The 16,813-nt window shown below is 73.8% G+C and carries 14 protein-coding genes; 6 read left to right on the top strand and 8 right to left on the bottom strand.

Going from position 1 to position 16,813, the window contains the following annotated elements:
• Positions 1-50 precede the first annotated feature (50 nt).
• Positions 51-536 carry a gluconokinase gene (locus F1C15_RS03820; protein ID WP_235491316.1) on the top strand — a complete coding sequence of 162 codons (486 nt, stop codon included), beginning with the start codon at positions 51-53 and terminating at the stop codon, positions 534-536.
• 117 nt (positions 537-653) lie between these two features.
• Complete coding sequence (locus tag F1C15_RS03815; RefSeq protein WP_255465478.1) at positions 654-1,901, top strand: alcohol dehydrogenase catalytic domain-containing protein; 1,248 nt, start codon at positions 654-656, stop codon at positions 1,899-1,901.
• 12 nt (positions 1,902-1,913) lie between these two features.
• On the opposite strand, the gene F1C15_RS03810 is transcribed toward F1C15_RS03815, so the two are convergent.
• On the bottom strand, positions 1,914-2,366 hold the full coding sequence (locus tag F1C15_RS03810; RefSeq protein WP_185233046.1) for a MarR family winged helix-turn-helix transcriptional regulator: 453 nt from the start codon (positions 2,364-2,366) through the stop codon (positions 1,914-1,916).
• 71 nt (positions 2,367-2,437) lie between these two features.
• Between F1C15_RS03810 and F1C15_RS03805 the strand changes: the two genes are divergently transcribed.
• Complete coding sequence (locus F1C15_RS03805) at positions 2,438-2,806, top strand: VOC family protein (protein ID WP_056056338.1); 369 nt, start codon at positions 2,438-2,440, stop codon at positions 2,804-2,806.
• A gap of 97 nt (positions 2,807-2,903) precedes the next feature.
• On the opposite strand, the gene F1C15_RS03800 is transcribed toward F1C15_RS03805, so the two are convergent.
• The 4 genes from F1C15_RS03800 to F1C15_RS03785 form a co-directional block, all read right to left on the bottom strand.
• The gene (locus F1C15_RS03800; RefSeq protein ID WP_185233045.1) at positions 2,904-3,464 is read right to left on the bottom strand and encodes a GNAT family N-acetyltransferase; all 561 of its coding nucleotides are present in this window, start codon (positions 3,462-3,464) and stop codon (positions 2,904-2,906) included.
• 30 nt (positions 3,465-3,494) lie between these two features.
• Positions 3,495-4,937, bottom strand: coding sequence for an MFS transporter (locus F1C15_RS03795; protein ID WP_185233044.1), 1,443 nt, complete (start codon positions 4,935-4,937; stop codon positions 3,495-3,497).
• A 36-nt stretch (positions 4,938-4,973) separates the two neighbouring features.
• The gene (locus F1C15_RS03790; RefSeq protein ID WP_185233043.1) at positions 4,974-7,640 is read right to left on the bottom strand and encodes an ATP-dependent DNA ligase; all 2,667 of its coding nucleotides are present in this window, start codon (positions 7,638-7,640) and stop codon (positions 4,974-4,976) included.
• Positions 7,641-7,763: 123 nt separating this feature from the next.
• Positions 7,764-8,651, bottom strand: coding sequence for an SDR family oxidoreductase (locus F1C15_RS03785; protein ID WP_185233042.1), 888 nt, complete (start codon positions 8,649-8,651; stop codon positions 7,764-7,766).
• Positions 8,652-8,743: 92 nt separating this feature from the next.
• On the opposite strand from F1C15_RS03785, the gene F1C15_RS03780 reads away from it, so the two are divergent.
• Complete coding sequence (locus F1C15_RS03780; protein ID WP_185233041.1) at positions 8,744-9,772, top strand: Ku protein; 1,029 nt, start codon at positions 8,744-8,746, stop codon at positions 9,770-9,772.
• A gap of 24 nt (positions 9,773-9,796) precedes the next feature.
• Here the strand turns inward: F1C15_RS03780 and F1C15_RS03775 are convergent, their stop codons facing one another.
• Entirely contained in the window at positions 9,797-10,072 is a 276-nt protein-coding gene (locus F1C15_RS03775; protein ID WP_185233040.1) for a Rho termination factor N-terminal domain-containing protein, read from the bottom strand.
• A gap of 79 nt (positions 10,073-10,151) precedes the next feature.
• Between F1C15_RS03775 and F1C15_RS03770 the strand changes: the two genes are divergently transcribed.
• Positions 10,152-11,348 carry an FAD-binding domain-containing protein gene (locus F1C15_RS03770; protein WP_219731566.1) on the top strand — a complete coding sequence of 399 codons (1,197 nt, stop codon included), beginning with the start codon at positions 10,152-10,154 and terminating at the stop codon, positions 11,346-11,348.
• Positions 11,349-11,394: 46 nt separating this feature from the next.
• On the opposite strand, the gene F1C15_RS03765 is transcribed toward F1C15_RS03770, so the two are convergent.
• Positions 11,395-13,803, bottom strand: a complete 2,409-nt coding sequence (locus tag F1C15_RS03765) for a phosphoketolase (protein ID WP_185233037.1) — start codon at positions 13,801-13,803, stop codon at positions 11,395-11,397.
• Positions 13,804-13,864: 61 nt separating this feature from the next.
• Positions 13,865-15,814, bottom strand: coding sequence for a glycoside hydrolase family 15 protein (locus F1C15_RS03760; protein WP_185233035.1), 1,950 nt, complete (start codon positions 15,812-15,814; stop codon positions 13,865-13,867).
• Between the two features lie 122 nt (positions 15,815-15,936).
• On the opposite strand from F1C15_RS03760, the gene F1C15_RS03755 reads away from it, so the two are divergent.
• Positions 15,937-16,812, top strand: coding sequence for an SMP-30/gluconolactonase/LRE family protein (locus F1C15_RS03755; RefSeq protein ID WP_185233033.1), 876 nt, complete (start codon positions 15,937-15,939; stop codon positions 16,810-16,812).
• Position 16,813: the final 1 nt, after the last annotated feature.

The following is a 16,813-nucleotide window of genomic DNA, read 5'->3' as shown; positions in this document are numbered from 1 at the left end:
AGGTGCCCGAGACCGCGCGCCGCTGGTCGGGCGCCCCCGTGCTCGTCGTGATGGGCGTCTCGGGTTCGGGCAAGTCGACCGTGGCGGCGCTGGTCGCCGAGCGCCTCGGCTGGGACCACGCCGAGGGCGACGACCTCCACCCCGACGAGAACGTCGCGAAGATGGCGGCCGGTGTGCCGCTCGACGACGACGACCGGGCGCCGTGGCTCGACACCGTCTCGTCGTGGATCATCGAGCACGCGATGCAGGGCGTGCCCGGCGTCATCACCTGCTCGGCGCTCAAGCGCAGCTACCGCGACGTGCTGCGCGAGCTCGACGTCGTCTTCGTCTACCTCCGGGGCAGCAACGACCTCATCGGCGGCCGGATGGCCGCGCGCCCCGGCCACTTCATGCCGGCCTCGCTGCTCGACTCGCAGCTCGCGACCCTCGAGCCGCCGCAGGCCGACGAGCGCCACATCGTCGTCGACGCGACGCAGACGCCCGAGCAGGAGGCCGACGACGTCATCCGGCTGCTGGGGCTCTCGCCGACCCGCTGACCGGCACCGCGCCTCCTCTCGTTCACCTGCCGGACGCCCTCCGATCACCGGCGCTCCGTAGCGTCGGGGGCACGACGCGGGCACCGGAGCCGCGGCGCGCGACGGGGGCGGCACGGCATGACGAACAGGGCGACGACCCGCGCGGGGGCGCGGGGGGCGGGCGGCACCGCGACCGGGCCGGTGACGCTGCCGCCGGGGCGCGACCTGGTGCTGCCGGAGGCGGCGGTCGCGATGACCTGGCAGGGCCCGGGCCGCCCGCTGCAGGCCGTCGCCGTGCCGGGGGTGCGGCTGCAGCGCGGCGACGCGCTCGTGCGGGTCGACCTCGCGACGATCTGCGACTCCGACGTGCACACCGTCACCGGGCGGCGGCCGGGCGCGACCCCGTGCGTGCTCGGCCACGAGCAGGTCGGGCGCGTCGTCGACGCCGACCCGCACGCGCGGTCGGTCGACGGGCGCCGGCTGCTGCCGGGGATGCGCGTCGTCTGGTCGGTGGTCGTGGCGTGCGGCCGGTGCGTCGAGTGCCACCGCGGGCTGCCGCAGGCCTGCGCGAGCCTCGAACGGCACGGGCACGCGGCCGTCCGTCGCTCGTGGGAGCTCGGCGGCGGGTTCGCCAGCCACGTCCACGTGCGCCGGGGGGCCGCGGTCGTCGTCGTCGACGACGACGCGGTGCCCGACGAGGTGCTCGCCCCCGCGTCGTGCGCGGTCGCGACCGCCGCGGAGGCCGTGCACCGCGCCTCCTCGCTGCTGGCCCTGGCGGCCGGCGGGGCGGCGGCGGAGGCGCTCCGCGGGCAGGTGGTCGTCGTCTCGGGGGCCGGGGCGCGCGGGCTCGCGGCGACGGCGATGGCGACGCAGGCGGGGGCCCGGGTCGTGGTCGTCGAGGCCTCGGAGTGCCGACGGCTGCTCGCGTGCCGCTTCGGAGCGGCCGCGGTCGCGGACCCGGGGGAGTCGCGGGGCCCGCTGAGCCTCGCCCGCGCGCTCGCGCAGGTGGACCGCTCGGGCCGCCACCGCACCGTCGCCCTCGAGACCTCGGGCAGCTCCGCCGCCGTGGCGCTGCTCGTCGACACGGTCGGCGTGGGCGGGGTGGTCGTGCTCGCCGGGCCGGTCGCGCCCGGAGCGGCCGTGCCGGTGCTGCCGGAGAGGGTGGAGCGGGGGCTGCTCACCCTCACCGGGGTGCACGACTACGCGCCCGCGAGCCTCGTCGCCGCGGTCGCGTTCGTCTCCGAACAGCGGCACCGCTACCCGTTCGCCGAGCTCGTCGAGCACGTCGTGCCGCTCGAGCAGCTCGACGACGCGCTGCGCCTCGCGAGCGCGCCGGGGGCGCCGGTGCGGGTCGGGGTGCGGCCGGGGGGAGTCGGCGGCCGGTGAACGGGCGCCGGGTCAGGCGGCGTCGCCGCGCAGCGACCCGACCATGGCGCGCAGCGCCCGCCGGGCTGCGTCCTCCTCGGCGACGGTGAGGTCGTCGAGCATCCGACGCTCGACCGCCCGCACGGCGGCCGTGGCCCGGGCGAGGTCGCGACGGCCCTCCTCGGTCAGCTGGGCCGGCAGGGCTCGGCCGACCCGCGCCTCCGGCGGTCGTTCCACCGACCCGGCCGCCTCCAGCGACTGCAGCAGCACGTTCATCGACTGCCGGGTGACGAACGCCCCGCGAGCCAGGTCGGAGTTCGACAGGCCCGGTCGCTGCGCCAGCAGCTCGAGGCACGAGTAGTGCGTGATCGTCATGCCGAGGGGGCGGAGGGCATCGTCCATGGCGGCGCGGAGGGCGCTCGCCGCCTCCTTGAGGAGGTAGCCGAGGGAGGTCTCGAGGTCGATGCCGTCTCGGTCTGGACTCATGTCAGCATTCTGACATAGGCTGCGCCATGTCAGGTTCCTGACATTCACCCACCACTCCCGAGGAGACCCCCGTGCCCGTCACCGGCCCCGACTTCATCTCACTGCAGACCCGCGACCTCGACGCCTCCCAGGCCTTCTACGAGCAGTACCTCGGCCTCGTGCGCTCGCCGGCCGGCCCGCCCCACGCCGTGGTCTTCACGACCACGCCGATCGCGTTCGCGCTGCGCGACCTCGTGCCCGGCACCGATCTCGACGCCGTCGAGCAGCCGGGGCTCGGCGCCGCGCTGTGGCTGCACGCCACCGACGTGCAGCAGATCCACGACGCGCTCGTCGTCGACGGGCACCGCATCGTGTCGGCGCCCGTCGACGGGCCGTTCGGGCGGACGTTCACCTTCGCCGACCCCGACGGGTACCACGTGACCCTGCACGACCGGGCCTGACGGCCGTCGGGCCCCGCCGAGTGGTCGCGAACTGTCGCCCCGACCCCGGTCGAGGCGCCGTTCGTGACCACTCGACCGCGACCCGGGCGACGCCGGGCTAGGCCGACGAGGTGCGATCCGCCCGGTAGAGGACGTGGGGCCGGAGGCGGTGGCCCGGCGGCAGGGCCGGGTGCGCGAAGTCGTCGGCCGGGTCGCGCCGCAGGCCGATCCGCTCCATCAGCGCCCGCGAGCGCAGGTTGAGCGCCGCCGTGAAGCTCACGACGCCGGGCAGGTCGGCGCCGGCCGGGTCGAGCGCGTGCCGCAGCACCTCGCGTGCGGCCTCGGTCGCGAGCCCCTGCCCCCACGAGCCGCGACGGAGGCGCCAGCCGATCTCGACGGGATCGACGAGGGCCCGGCCCCCGGCGACGACCTCGAACGACGGACGCGACAGGCCGACGAAGCCGACGAACTCGCCGTCGGCTCGCTGCTCCACCGCCCAGAGGCCGAAGCCGTCGCGCTCGAAGCCTGCCTCGATGCGGTCCACCAGCGCGTCGGACTCGGCGGGCGTGCGCGTCGAGGGGAAGAACTCCATCACGACGGGGTCGGCGTTCATCGCCGCGAACGGGGCGCGGTCGGCGTCGCGCCAGCGGCGCAGCAGGAGTCGGTCGGTGGTGAGCACCCGACGACGCTAGCGCGCCGCCGCGAGTGGTCACGAACTGCTGCTCGCACCCCGGTCAGGGCGCAGTTCGTGACCACTCGACCCCGCCCCCGACCCCGACCCCGACCCCGACCGCGCCCCCGACCCCCGCAGACCGACGAACGACACGGCGGCGCTCCCCCCGAGCAGCACCGCGACCACGACGACGACGCGGTGGAACCCGTCGACGGTCAGCGCGCCTCCCGCGATCACGCCGAGGAAGGCGACGGCGACGAGCCCGGCGACGCGCGAGATCGCGTTGTTGACCGCCGAGGCGATGCCCGACCGGGCCGGCGAGACCTGCGACAGCACCGCCGAGGTCAGCGGCGCCACCGTCACCGCGAGGCCGAACCCGAACAGCACGACGCCGGGCACGACCTGCCACCAGACGTCGATCGGGTCGCGGACGAGCAGCATCCAGACGAACCCGCTCGCCGTGATCAGCGGCCCGACCGTCATGAACAGGCGGGGGCCGTGCGTCGCGGCGAGCGTGCCGAACAGGGTGGAGAAGAGCAGCGACACGATCGTCGTCGGCAGGGTGACGAGCCCGGCGACGGTGGCCGACAGGCCGGCGAGCTCCTGCACGACGAGCGGGATGGTCAGCGTGCCGAGGTTGAGCGCTGCATAGAGGCCCACCGTCGCGAGGTTGCCGACGGTGAACTCGCGGGTGCGGAAGAGGTCGAGCGGCATCATCGGGTGCGGCGTGCGTCGCTCCCAGGCGACGAAGGCCACGAGGGCCACGAGGCCGACGACGAGCGGCACGAGCACCAACCAGGTGCCGAAGCCGACGCGCTGCCCCTCGATCAGCGCGAACACGGGCCCGGCGAGGCCGACCGCCGCGAGCACGGCGCCCACCACGTCGACGCGGGCCGGGGCGTCGGGCGTGCCGCGGTGGGCGTCGCCGGGGAGGCGCGTCATGAGCACCAGCGTCACCGCCACCGGCAGCACCACCACCCCGAAGACCCAGCGCCAGCCGATCGTGTCGACGAGGGCGCCGCCGGTGAGCGGGCCGACGAGGAAGGCGACGCCGGTCCAGGCCGTCCAGCGGCCGATGGCGCGGCCCTGCTCGGGGCCGCTGTAGGTCGAGGTGATGAGGGCCAGGCTGCTCGGCACGAGGAGGGCCGCGGCCACGCCCTGCAGCGCGCGGGCCGTGATGAGCAGGCCGGGGTCGGGGGCGAGGGCCGCGAGCACGCTCGTGGCGGCGAAGGCGACGAGCCCGGCGCGCAGCACCCGGACGCGCCCGAAGGTGTCGCTGAGCGAGCCGGCCACGAGCATCAGCGAGCCGAGCGTCAGCAGGTACGCGTCGACGACCCACTGCTGCAGCGTGAGGTCGCCGCCGAGCTCGCCGGCGACGGCCGGCAGCGCGACCGTCACGATCGATCCGTCGAGGAAGGCCACGAACGACGCGAGCACCGCGACCACGAGGACGATGCGCTGGCCGCGGGCGTCTGTCATGCCCCGAGTCTCCTCCCCGCGGCGGGGAGGCGCGGCTCAGCTCTCGCGCACCACGTCGCCCGGCGACTTGTCGGGTCGCCAGCCGCGCCACGACGGCTGCCGCAGCCGCCCGGTCGACGTCCACTCCGCGAACGACACCTCGCCGACGCGCGACGGCGTGATCCAGTGGGCGTCGCGGGCGTCGGCCGCCGGCACGCCGACGAGCGGGCTGGTCTTCCTCTCGACGCGGCGGAACTCGGTGAGCAGCTCGTCGAGGTCGCGGTCGCGGAACCCGGTGCCGACGCGCCCGACGTACGTCAGCCCGTCGTCGCCCGGCACGCCCATCAGCAGCGAGCCCACCCCGGAGGCGCGGCGACCGTTGCCGGGCCGCCACCCGGCGATCACCACCTCCTGGGTCGCGTGGTGCTTCATCTTGATCCAGGCCCGCGAGCGCCGGCCGGGGCTGTAGGCCGCGTCGCGGCGCTTCGCCACGACCCCCTCCAGCCGGAGGCGCTGCGACGTCCGCATCGCCGCCTCCAGGTCGCCGTCGAAGACGACCGGCACGTCGACCGCGCCCTCCGGCCGCACCACGCGCTCGAGCACCTCGCGGCGCTCGTCGTACGTGCGTCGCACGAGCGACCTGCCCTCGGCGTGCAGCACGTCGAAGAGCAGGTACCGCACGGGCGCGCCCTTCGCCGCGGCCTCCACCTCGCGCGGCTTCGTCAGGCCCATCCGCGTCTGCAGCAGGCCGAAGTCGGGGCGACCGGTCTCGTCGACGGCCACGACCTCGCCGTCGAGCACCGCGCCTCCCTCGCTGTCGACGAGGGCGGCGAGCGCCTGCAGCTCGGGGTAGGCGGGGGTGAGGTCGTTCCCGTTGCGGCTGGTCAGGGTGACGCTGTCGCCCTGGACGACGGCGACCGCGCGGATGCCGTCCCACTTCATCTCGTAGGCCCAGTCGTCGTCGACGTCGGCCGCGGTGCCGGCGACGGCGAGCATGGGGGAGACGGGCTCGAGGTCGCCCGCGTCGCCGCGGGCGCTCGACGAGGGCGACGACCCCGAGGAGTCGCGGGTCGAGCGGGCGGAGCCGCTGCCGGCCCCCGAGCCGATCACCGTCCGGCCCTTCTTCTTCTTCCCTGCGGCGACCCCCGTCGAGCCGTGCCCGCCGTGGCCTCCGTGGCCGCCGTGCCCGTCGGCGCCCCCACCGCCCGCGTCGTCGGCCATGCGGTGGATCAGCCAGTTCTTCTCCGAAGACCCGCCGCCGTGCCCGGTGTGGATGAGGGCGACCCGCCGGCTGCCGCGCTGCTCGCCGTGCAGCACCGCGATGACCTCCTTGCCCTCCCGCCACTTCTCGAGCTCGTACGTGCCGGAGTCCCAGATGGTGACCTCGCCCGCGCCGTACTCGCCCTTCGCGATCGTGCCCTCGAAGGTGCCGTACTCGAGCGGGTGGTCCTCGGTCTGGACGGCGAGGTGGTTCTGGCCGGGGTCGTCGGGCTCGCCCTTCGGCAGCGCCCAGCTGACGAGCACGCCGTCGTGCTCGAGGCGGAAGTCCCAGTGCAGGCGGCTCGCGTGGTGCTCCTGGATGACGAAGCTGCGGCCGTCGCTCGTCGGCGGCGCCTCGGCGGGCACGGGCTCGCGCGTCTTCGCGGGGTCGCGCATCGAGCGGTACGTCGCGAGCCTGTCGTGGCGCTGGCGGGTCTCGCCGTCGCCCGACGGATCGTGCTCGGGCGACTCGGTGTTGCGCATGTCGTCGTGCTGATCAACCGAGCTCGCTCCGCTCACTCGGCGCTGGCGTCGCGGGATCGCTTCGCGATCCTCTGAGCTCCAGCGCGCCGGCGGCACGGGGGTGCCGCTCGACACGTCGGCCAGCGGGTCACCGCGTCGCCGCAGGCGCGCCAGCACCTCGGGGTACTCCAGCTGCCGCAGCTGCCTCGACGCCAGCTCGCGCCAGGTGCGCGGCGTCGCGACCGTCGGCCGCTCGCGCCCGCGCAGCGAGTACGGCGCGACGGTGGTCTTGTTCCCGTTGTTCTGCGACCAGTCGAGCAGCACCTTGCCGCGGCGGTCGGCCTTGCCCATCGTGCTGATCACGAGGTCGGGGTGGTCGGCCTCGACGGCCCGGGCGAGCTCGTGGGCGACGTCGCTGACCTGGGCGCTCGTCTGCCGGCCGTCGAGCCGCGCGTAGAGGTGGACCCCCTTGCTGCCGCTCGTGACCGGCACGAGCTCGAGGCCCATGCCCTCGAGGAGCGGCCGCAGCAGCTGCGCGACCTCGACGCACTCGGCGAGGCCGACGCCCTCGCCCGGGTCGAGGTCGAGCACGAGCCGGTCGGGGTTCCGCGGCGCGCCGCGCGGGCCGAACCGCCACTGCGGCACGTGCACCTCGAGCGCGGCGACCTGGCCGAGCCAGGTCAGCGTCGCGAGGTCGTTGACGAGCGGGTACGTGTTGGCGTGGTCGCTGTGCTGGATCTCGTGACGCGCCACCCACTCCGGCGCCGAGTCGGGCAGGTTCTTCTCGAAGAAGACCGGACCGTCGACGCCGTTCACCCAGCGCTTCCGGGTGGCCGGGCGGCCCTCGACGTGCGGCAGCATCCACTCGGCGACGGCGGCGTAGTAGCCGAGCACGTCGCCCTTGGTCGTGCCCGTGGCGGGGTACAGCACCTTGTCGAGGTTGCTGAGCTGCAGCGTGTGGCCGCCGACCTGCACGCGCTCGCCGCGTCCCTTCGGGCCCATGGCGCGCCTCCTCGTGTCGTCCGTGGCTGGTGGTCTCGTTCTACCCGCTCCGCGCCGCGTCGGGCACGGAGCGGCCCGCCGTCCGACGGGCGGACGGCGGGCCGGCAGGAGGCGCGGTGCCGGTCAGACGGCCGGGGTGCCGCCCGCGATCGTGATGGTCGCGCCGCTCGTGTAGCTCGACTCGGGGCTGACGAGGTGCACGTACGCCGCACCGAGCTCGGCGGGCTGGCCGGGGCGGCCGTACGGGGCCTGCATGCCGAACTCGGAGACGGTCTCGGCGTCCTGCGAGGCGGGCTGCAGCGGGGTCCAGATCGGGCCGGGCGAGACCTGGTTGACGCGGATGCCCTTCGGCGCGAGCTGCTGGGCGAGGCCCGCCGTGAACACGCCGATGGCGCCCTTGGTCAGGGCGTAGTCGAGCTTGTCGGGGGAGGGCTGCGTGCCCTGGATCGACCCGGTGGTGACGATCGCCGAGCCGGGCTCGAGGTGCGGCAGCGCCGCCTGCGTCAGCCAGAAGAGCGAGTAGACGTTGGTCTTGATCGTCTGGTCGATGCCCTCGGTCGTCATCTCGAGGATGTCCTCGTGGCTCTCCTGGTGCCCGGCCACCATCACGAGCGTGTCGAGGCCGCCGAGCTCCTCGACGGCCTTCGACACGAGGTCGTGGCAGTACTGCTCGTCGCTGATGTCGCCGGGGAAGAGCACGGCCTTCCGGCCCTCGCCCTCGAGCAGGTCGCGCACCTCCTCGGCGTCGGCCTGCTCGTCGGGCAGGTAGCTGAGCACGAGGTCGGCGCCCTCGCGGCTGAGCGCGATGGCGGCGGCGCGGCCGATGCCCGAGTCGGCGCCGGTGACGACGCCGCGGTAGCCGACGAGGCGGTCCTTGCCGACGTAGCTGGTCTCGCCGTGGTCGGGCTTCGGGTCCATCCGCCGCGCCTCGCCCGGCAGCGACTGCTCCTGCTCGGGGAAGGGCGGGACGGGGTAGAGGTCGACGGGGTTCTTCTTGTCGTACTGGCTCATGCGGTCCACCGTGCTCCCGCACGCCTCCCCGTGCTCGGCCGTTGTACCCCGAACCCGGTCGTTCGGGGTGCGTTCGGAGGCATGATGACCCCATGCGATCGATCTGGAAGGGCGCGATCACGTTCGGGCTCGTCAACGTGCCCGTGAAGCTCTACAGCGCCACGGAGGACCATGACGTCTCGCTGCACCAGGTGCACGACGCCGACGGCGGGCGGATCCGCTACCAGCGACGCTGCGAGATCTGCGGCAAGGTCGTCGACTACGAGCACATCGACAAGGCCTTCGACGACGGCGACCGCACGGTCGTGCTGACGGAGGACGACCTGAAGTCGCTGCCCGAGGAGCGCTCGCGCGAGATCGACGTGCTCGAGTTCGTGCCGAGCGACCAGCTCGACCCGATCATGTTCGACCGCAGCTACTTCCTCGAGCCGGACTCGTCGTCACCCAAGGCCTACGTGCTGCTGCGGCGCACGCTGGAGGAGACCGAGCGCACCGCGATCGTGCACTTCTCGCTGCGCCAGAAGACCCGCCTCGCCGCCCTGCGCGTGCGCGGCGACGTGCTGATGCTGCAGACGCTGCTCTGGGACGACGAGGTGCGCGAGGCGCGCTTCCCGGTGCTCGACCAGACGGTGCGGATCAGCTCGAAGGAGCTCGACATGTCGGGCTCGCTCGTCGAGTCGCTCGGCGACGACTTCGACCCGTCGCAGTTCGAGGACGACTACCAGGAGGAGCTGCGCAAGCTCATCGACGCCAAGCTCGAGGAGGGCGAGTCGCTCGACACCAACGCGACCTTCGGCCGCAGCGGCGACGACGACGAGGAGGGCGACGGCGGGTCGGACGGCGAGGTCATCGACCTGATGGAGGCGCTGCGCCAGTCGGTCGAGCGCAGCCGGTCGGCGGGGTCGTCACGCGCCCCTGCGAAGAAGCGCACCGGAGGCGCGGGGTCGGCGAGCGGGAAGGCCCCGGCCGAGAAGGCGGCGGCGAAGAAGGCGGCGGCGAAGAAGGCGCCCGCGAAGAAGGAGCCCGCGAAGAAGGCTCCGGCGAAGAAGGAGCCCGCGAAGAAGGCTCCGGCGAAGAAGGAGCCCGCGAAGAAGACCGCGGCGACGAAGAAGGCCAGCTGACCCGTCGGGGCCGTCGCCGCGACCTCAGTGGTCGCGCAGCATCTCGATCAGCTCGTCCTTCTTGAGGTCGCTGTACCCGCTGAGCCCCAGCTCCCTCGCGCGGCCGCGGAGGTCGTCGACGGTCCAGTCGTCGTACGACCCCGACCGGCCGCCCTTCGCCGCGACCTCCTCCTCGCTGCGCCCCTTCTGCGCGGCGGCGTTGGAGATGCGCGCCGACTTCTCCTTCGAGTTCCCCTCCTCGCGCAGGGCCTCGTACATGTCCGGGTTCTTCAGCTGCGGGGGTGTCTCGTCCTTCGGCATGCCCGTGACCGTACGCCGCGTCGGCCGCGCTGTCCCGCCGCCCCGGCGTCGTCCACCCCGTGGGGCGCATGATGGGCCGGTGCCCACCCCCACCAGAGCCGCCGGCCTCGACGCGCTGGAGGACTTCGTCCCCCGCGCCGGCGCCGCCTACGCCCGAGACCGCAACCACGACGACGGGCCCTCCCGCAGCAACGTCTCGGGGCTGTCGCCGTACCTGCGCCACCGCCTCGTGACCGAGCAGGAGGTCGTGGAGGCCGTCCTGGCCCACACCAGCCTCGGGGCCGCCGAGAAGTTCGTCCAGGAGGTGTTCTGGCGCACGTACTGGAAGGGGTGGCTGGAGCAGAACCCCGAGGTCTGGCGGCGGTACCGTCACGACGTCGCCGAGCTCACGGCGGGTGACCTCCCCCCGGGCCACAGCGACGCCGTCGAGGGGCGGTCGGGCATCGAGGCGATGGACGCCTGGGTGCGCGAACTGATCGACACCGGCTACCTCCACAACCACACGCGCATGTGGTTCGCGAGCATCTGGGTGTTCACGCTCGGCCTGCCCTGGCAGCTCGGCGCCGACTTCTTCCACCGGCACCTGCTCGACGGCGACGCCGCCTCGAACACGCTCTCGTGGCGCTGGGTCGCCGGGCTGCAGACGCGGGGCAAGACGTACCTCGCGACGGCCTCGAACATTTCGCGGTTCACCGACGGCCGCTTCTCGCCGGCCGGCCTGGCCACGACGGCCCGCGCCCTCGACGAGGAGGCGCTGCCGGCCCGGACCCCCGTCGACCCGGACGACGTCGTGGGGCGGGTCGGCGACCGGGTCGGACTGCTGCTGCACGAGGAGGACCTCGAGGCCGGCAGCCTGCTCGCCGAGCGGCCCGACCTCGTCCACACGCTCCTGGCCACGGCCGTGAGCGCCGACGCCGGTGCGCGGTCCCCCTCGGGGGTCTCACCCGTCGTCGCCGCCTTCACGGCCGGGGCCGTGGCCGACGCCGCGGCGCGCACGCTGGACGCGAGCGCGCGCCCGGCCCGGGTCCTCGCCGACGCGGCGCCCGCGACGGTGCTGAGCTGGGCGAGGGCCGAGGGCCTCGACACGGTCGTCGTGCCGTTCGCCCCGGTCGGGCCCGTCGCTGAGCGACTGGAGGCGCTGCGCCCCGTGCTCGACGCCGAGGGCATCGCCCTCGTGACGGTCCGCCGCCGGTGGGACGGCACCGCCTGGCCCCACGCCGCCCGCGGCTTCTTCCCGTTCCGCGAGAGGATCCCGGCACTGGTGCGTCAGCTCTGAGCGGAGCCCGGGTCAGGGGCGCCCGCGACCCGCGCGCCCCGGGCCGCTAGCGGCCGAACTCCCACTCGACGACCTCGGGCAGGTCCTCGCCGTGCTCGTAGGCGTAGGCCCGCGCCTCCTCGCGCTTCGCCTCGAACTCGGCGACGAGCTCGGGGTGCTCGTCGGCGAGGCCGGGCACGCGGTGCAGCACGTCGAGCACGAGCCGGAACCTGTCGATGTCGTTGAGCATCGCCATGTCGAAGGGCGTCGTGGTCGTGCCCTTCTCCTGGAACCCGCGCACGTGCAGCGAGTCGTGGTTCGTGCGCCGGTAGGTCAGCTGGTGCACGAGCGACGGGTAGCCGTGGAAGTCGAAGACGACCGGCGCCGAGGTCGTGAACAGCGCGTCGAAGTCGTCGCTCGTGAGCCCGTGCGAGTGCTCCCGCACGTCCTGCAGGCGCATCAGGTCCACGACGTTCACGACCCGTGTGACGAGCTGGGGGAGTCGCTCCTTCAGGATGTCGGCGGCGGCGACGGTCTCCAGCGTGGGCACGTCGCCGGCGCACGCGAGCACGACGTCGGGGTCGACCCCCTCGACCGGCGTGCCCTCCGTGCCCGCCCACTCCCAGATGCCGGCCCCGGCGGCGACGTGCGCCTCCGCCTCCTCCAGGGAGAGCCACGCGGGCGCCTCCTGCTTGCCCGCCACGATGACGTTCACGACGTCGGTGGTGCGGAGGGCGTGGTCGGCCACGGCCAGCAGCGTGTTCGCGTCGGGCGCGAGGTAGATCCGCACGAGGTGCGCCTGCTTGTTGACGACCACGTCGAGGAAGCCCGGGTCCTGGTGCGAGAAGCCGTTGTGGTCCTGTCGCCAGACGTGCGACGAGAGCAGGTAGGTGAAGCCCGAGATCGGGGCGCGCCACTCGATCTCGGCGGCGCTCTCGAGCCACTTGGCGTGCTGGTTGAACATCGAGTCGACGATGTGCACGAACGCCTCGTAGGTGTTGAGCAGGCCGTGGCGCCCCGTGAGCAGGTAGCCCTCCATCAGGCCGTGCAGGAGGTGCTCGCTGAGCACCTCCATCACACGGCCGCTCCGCGCGACGTGCTCGTCGTCCGCCTCGATGTCGGCGGCCCAGACCCGGTCGGTGACGTCGAACACCGGGTCGAGGCGGTTGGACACCGTCTCGTCGGGCCCGAAGAGCCGGAAGGTCTCGGGGTTGTCACGGACGACGTCGGCCAGCCAGCGGCCGAGCACGCGGGTCGCCTCGGCGGTGGTGCGGCGGTCGTCGCTCGTCTCCACGGCGTGCGCGCGGTGGTCGGTGAGCGACAGGTCACGGCGCACGAGGCCGCCGTTCGAGACCGGGATCGCGCTCATCCGCTTCTCGCCCCGGGGGCGCAGCGCGTCGAGGAACGCGGCCGGCGCCCCCGACTCGTCGAAGAGCCCCTCCGCGCCGTACGAGCGCATCCAGGCGTCGAGCTGCTCCCGGTGCTCGTCGTTCTCGCGGACCCCGCTCAGCGGCACCTGGTGGGCACGCCAGGTGCCCTCGACCTTCTTCCCGTCGACCTCCCTCGGGCCCGTCCAGCCCTTGGGGCTGCGCAGGACGATCATGGGCCAGCGCGGGCGCTCGACGCCGTCGCCGGAGCGCGCCTCCCGCTGGATCTCGTCGATGCGCCGGAAGGACTCGTCGAGCGCCGCCGCCATCTGGCGGTGCACCACCATCGGGTCCTCGCCGTCGAAACCGCCCGAGACGACGATCGGCTGGTAGCCGTAGCCGCGGAACAGCTCGAGCAGCTCGCCCTCGGGGATGCGCGCGAGGATCGTCGGGTTGGCGATCTTGTAGCCGTTGAGGTTGAGGATCGGCAGCACGGCGCCGTCGTGGACGGCGTCGAGCAGCTTGTTCGCGTGCCAGCTGGTCGCCAGCGGGCCCGTCTCGGCCTCGCCGTCGCCGATCACGCACACGGCGACGAGGTCGGGGTCGTCGAGCACGGCGCCGTAGGCGTGGCTCAGCGAGTAGCCGAGCTCACCGCCCTCGTTGATCGAGCCCGGCGTCTCCGGCGCGGCGTGGGAGGGGATGCCGCCGGGGGAGCTGAACTGCCGGAAGAGCCGCTCCATGCCCGTCGCGTCGAGGCTGACGTCCGGGAAGAGTTCGCTGTAGGTGCCCTCGAGCCAGGTGTTCGCGACCATCGCGGGCCCGCCGTGGCCGGGGCCGCAGACGTAGAGCAGGTCGCGGTCGTCGCGGCGGATGACCCGGTTGAGGTGTGCGTAGACGAGGCTCAGCGCGGGAGAGGTGCCCCAGTGCCCGAGCAGGCGCGGCTTGATGTCGTCGCGCGCGATCGGGCGCGTCAGCAGCGCGTTCTCCCGGAGGTAGATCTGGCCCACCGTCAGGTAGTTGGCCGCCCGCCACCACGCGTCGACGAGCTCGAGCTCGTCGGGCGTGGCGGGGCTCGCGGGGGCGGCGGGGGACGCGCTGTGGTCGCTCATCGGTTCTCCTCCTGGCGGTGGGTCGGTGCTGCTGGTGGCGGTGCTGCCGGTGTCGGTTCCGCTACTGCTCGCGGCTGGCCTCGTCGGCCCGGTCGTCCGAGGCGTCGTCGACGTCCTCGCCGCGCGCGCGACGCATCTCGTCGATGGTGATCGCGGCGTTGACCAGGGCGAGGTGGCTCAGGCCCTGCGGCATGTTGCCGAGGAACTGCCCGTCGTCGGCGCTGATCATCTCGGTGAAGAGCCCGAGGTCGTTCGACTGCTCGACGAGCTGGTCCATGAGCTCGACGGCCTCGTCGACGCGGCCGACGCAGGCGAGGGCGCCCGCGAGCCAGAAGGCGCAGGCCACGAACGTGCCCTCCTCCTCCGCGACGTCGCTGTAGCGGAAGAGCAGCGGGCCGGCGCCGAGCTCGTCGCGCAGGGCGTCGATGGTGCGCGACATGCGCTCGCCGCGGTCGAACCCGCTCGGCGCGTGCAGCAGCACCGAGGCGTCGATCGCGTCGCTGCCCGGGTACATCAGGTACGCGCCGCGCTCCTCCGACCAGCCGTGCTCGTCGATCCACTCGACGATGAGGTCGCGGTTCGCCTTCCAGTGCTCGAGGTCGTCGGGGTCGGGGTGCATCTGCCCCTGCTCCGCGAGCTCGAGGGCCGAGGTGATGGCCTGCCAGCAGCCCATCTTGCTGCTCACGTAGTGCTGCTCCTCCGGCAGCTCCCACATGCCGCTGTCCTTCTCCTGCCAGCGACGGCACGCGTCGTCGGCGAAGCCGGCCAGCAGGTCGGCGGTCGACTCGTCGAGGATGTTGCCGCCCTCCGCGTACTGGCTCATCACGGCGAGGATGTCGGCGAAGACGCCGAGCTGCAGCTGCTCGCCGGCGGGGTTGCCCTTGTAGACCGGGCCGATGCCGCGCCAGCCCTCGGAGCCGGTCTCGTGGGTGCCGTCGGGCACCGAGCCGTCGAGGCGCAGGAAGATGTGCATCTCGCGCCCGTTCGCCTTGAGCGCCTTGAGCATCCAGGAGACGGCACCGTGGGTCTCTTCGCGGAGGCCGAAGCGCAGCAGCGCGTTCACCGTGTAGGCGAGGTCGCGCACCCACGCGAAGCGGTAGTCCCAGTTCTTGTCGCCCGTGAAGTTCTCGGGCAGGGCCGTCGTCGCCGCGGCCGCGATCGCGCCGGTGGGGCTGAAGATCAGCAGCTTGAGGGCGAGCGCGCTGCGGTGCACCGCCTTCGCCCACGGGCCGTCCCAGCTGAACTCCGTCGACCAGTTCTCCCAGTTCTCGATCGTGCGGTCGACGCCCTGGTCGACCACCCGCGGGTCGGGCAGGTGCAGGGGCTCGTCGTCGACGCCGCAGAGGCAGAGCAGCGAGCGCGAGCCGGGCGACGTGGTGAACGACCCGCGGAACTCGAGCGGGCCGTCGGCCTCGTCGCCGTGGCCGGGCTCGGTCGGGTCGGTGCGGCCGTGCTCGAAGCCCACGAGGGCCAGGTTGATGTCGGCGGCGCGCAGCACCGGCCCGTGCGGGGTGTCGACGCGGCGGATCGGGTGCGTGCCGAACGAGTTGCCCGGCACGACGGCCCAGCGCATCTCGACGCGGCCCCGCAGGCCGTCGACGCGACGGGCCAGCTCGCTCCAGGGCAGCCGGCCGGCCACGCCCGTGATGAGGGCGTCGGTCACCTCGACGATGCCGGTGGAGGTGCGGAAGCGCGTGCGCAGCACGTTGGTGCCGGGCACGTAGGCCCGCTGCACGGTGAAGTCGTCGTCGACCGGTCGCAGCTCGACGCGCCCGCCGGTGCGGGAGTCGACGATGCCGCTGAACACGGGGTCGGTGAAGAGGGACGGCATCGGCAGCCAGTCGATCTGCCCGTCGCGGGCGACGAGGGCGACGGTGCGGCCGTCGCCGATGGCACCGTAGGAGCGCAGGGCGACGTAGCCGTCCTCCCGGGGGTCGGGCGCCTGCCAGGCGTCGGGCTCGTCGCGGAAGGAGTCGGTCGTCTCGTGGACGCTCTCGAGGGTGTCGGTCACCCCTCCTACGGTGCTCTCCCGCGCCTCCTCGCGCTCGGCGCTCGCAGGAGGCTGTGTGCTGGGGGCCGTCGCGTACCCCTGGGGAGGAGCGGGTGGCCAGGTCGGGCGCGTACACGGGAGGGATGACCGACAGCGCCACGCCTCGCCCCCGACTCTTCCTCGACGCCCGGGCGACGCTCGGCGAGAGCCCCGTGTGGGACGTCGACGCGCAGGAGCTCGTCTGGACCGACATCACCCCCGGGCTGCTGCACCGCACCTCCGCCGACGGTCTCCGAGACCGCTCCCTGCCGGTCGACCCGCCCCTCCCGAGCTTCCAGCGACGACGCGGCGGCGGGCTCGTGGCGGCCCTCGAGGACCAGGTCGTCCTCACCGACGACGACGGCGGATCGCTCCAGGTGCTCGCGACGATCGAGCTCGCCAAGGAGGGCATGCGGCTCAACGAGGGCAAGTGCGACCCGTTCGGCGCCTTCGTGGTCGGCGCCATGGACCCGGACGGCGAGCCCGTCGCGGGCCTCTGGCGCGTCGGCCCCGACGGCGACGTCACGACGCTGCGCGACGACTTCACGACCACCAACGGCTTCGAGTGGAACGACGACGGCTCCGAGATCTTCCTCACCGACACCGACCGCGAGACCATCTACCGGGCCTCGTGGGGCGCCGACGGCGCCCTCGGCGAGCTGGAGCCGTTCTCGACGGGCGGCTCGCACGACGGGCTCGCCCGCGACGAGCGGGGCGAGTTCTGGGGCGCCGTGCACGGCGAGAGCGTGGTCGTCCACCTCGACCGCGACGGGGAGGTGCTCGAGCGCGTCGAGTTCCCCGTGCCGCTGCTCACGGGCATCGGCTTCGGGGGCGCCGACCTGCGGACCCTCTTCGTGCTCTCCGCCCGCGAGGGGCTCGACGAGGCGCAGCTCGCCGAGCACCCCCTGAGCGGCGGGGTGTTCGCCCTCGACCTCGACCGGGCCGGGCGGGCGCCGTTCCTCTTCGGCCCGCGCGGCTGAG

Source organism: Frigoribacterium sp. NBH87, assembly GCF_014217665.1.
Lineage (GTDB): Bacteria > Actinomycetota > Actinomycetes > Actinomycetales > Microbacteriaceae > Frigoribacterium > Frigoribacterium endophyticum.
The sequence above is the reverse complement of the archived record's forward strand: the minus strand, read 5'-3'. Positions and strand labels throughout refer to the sequence as shown.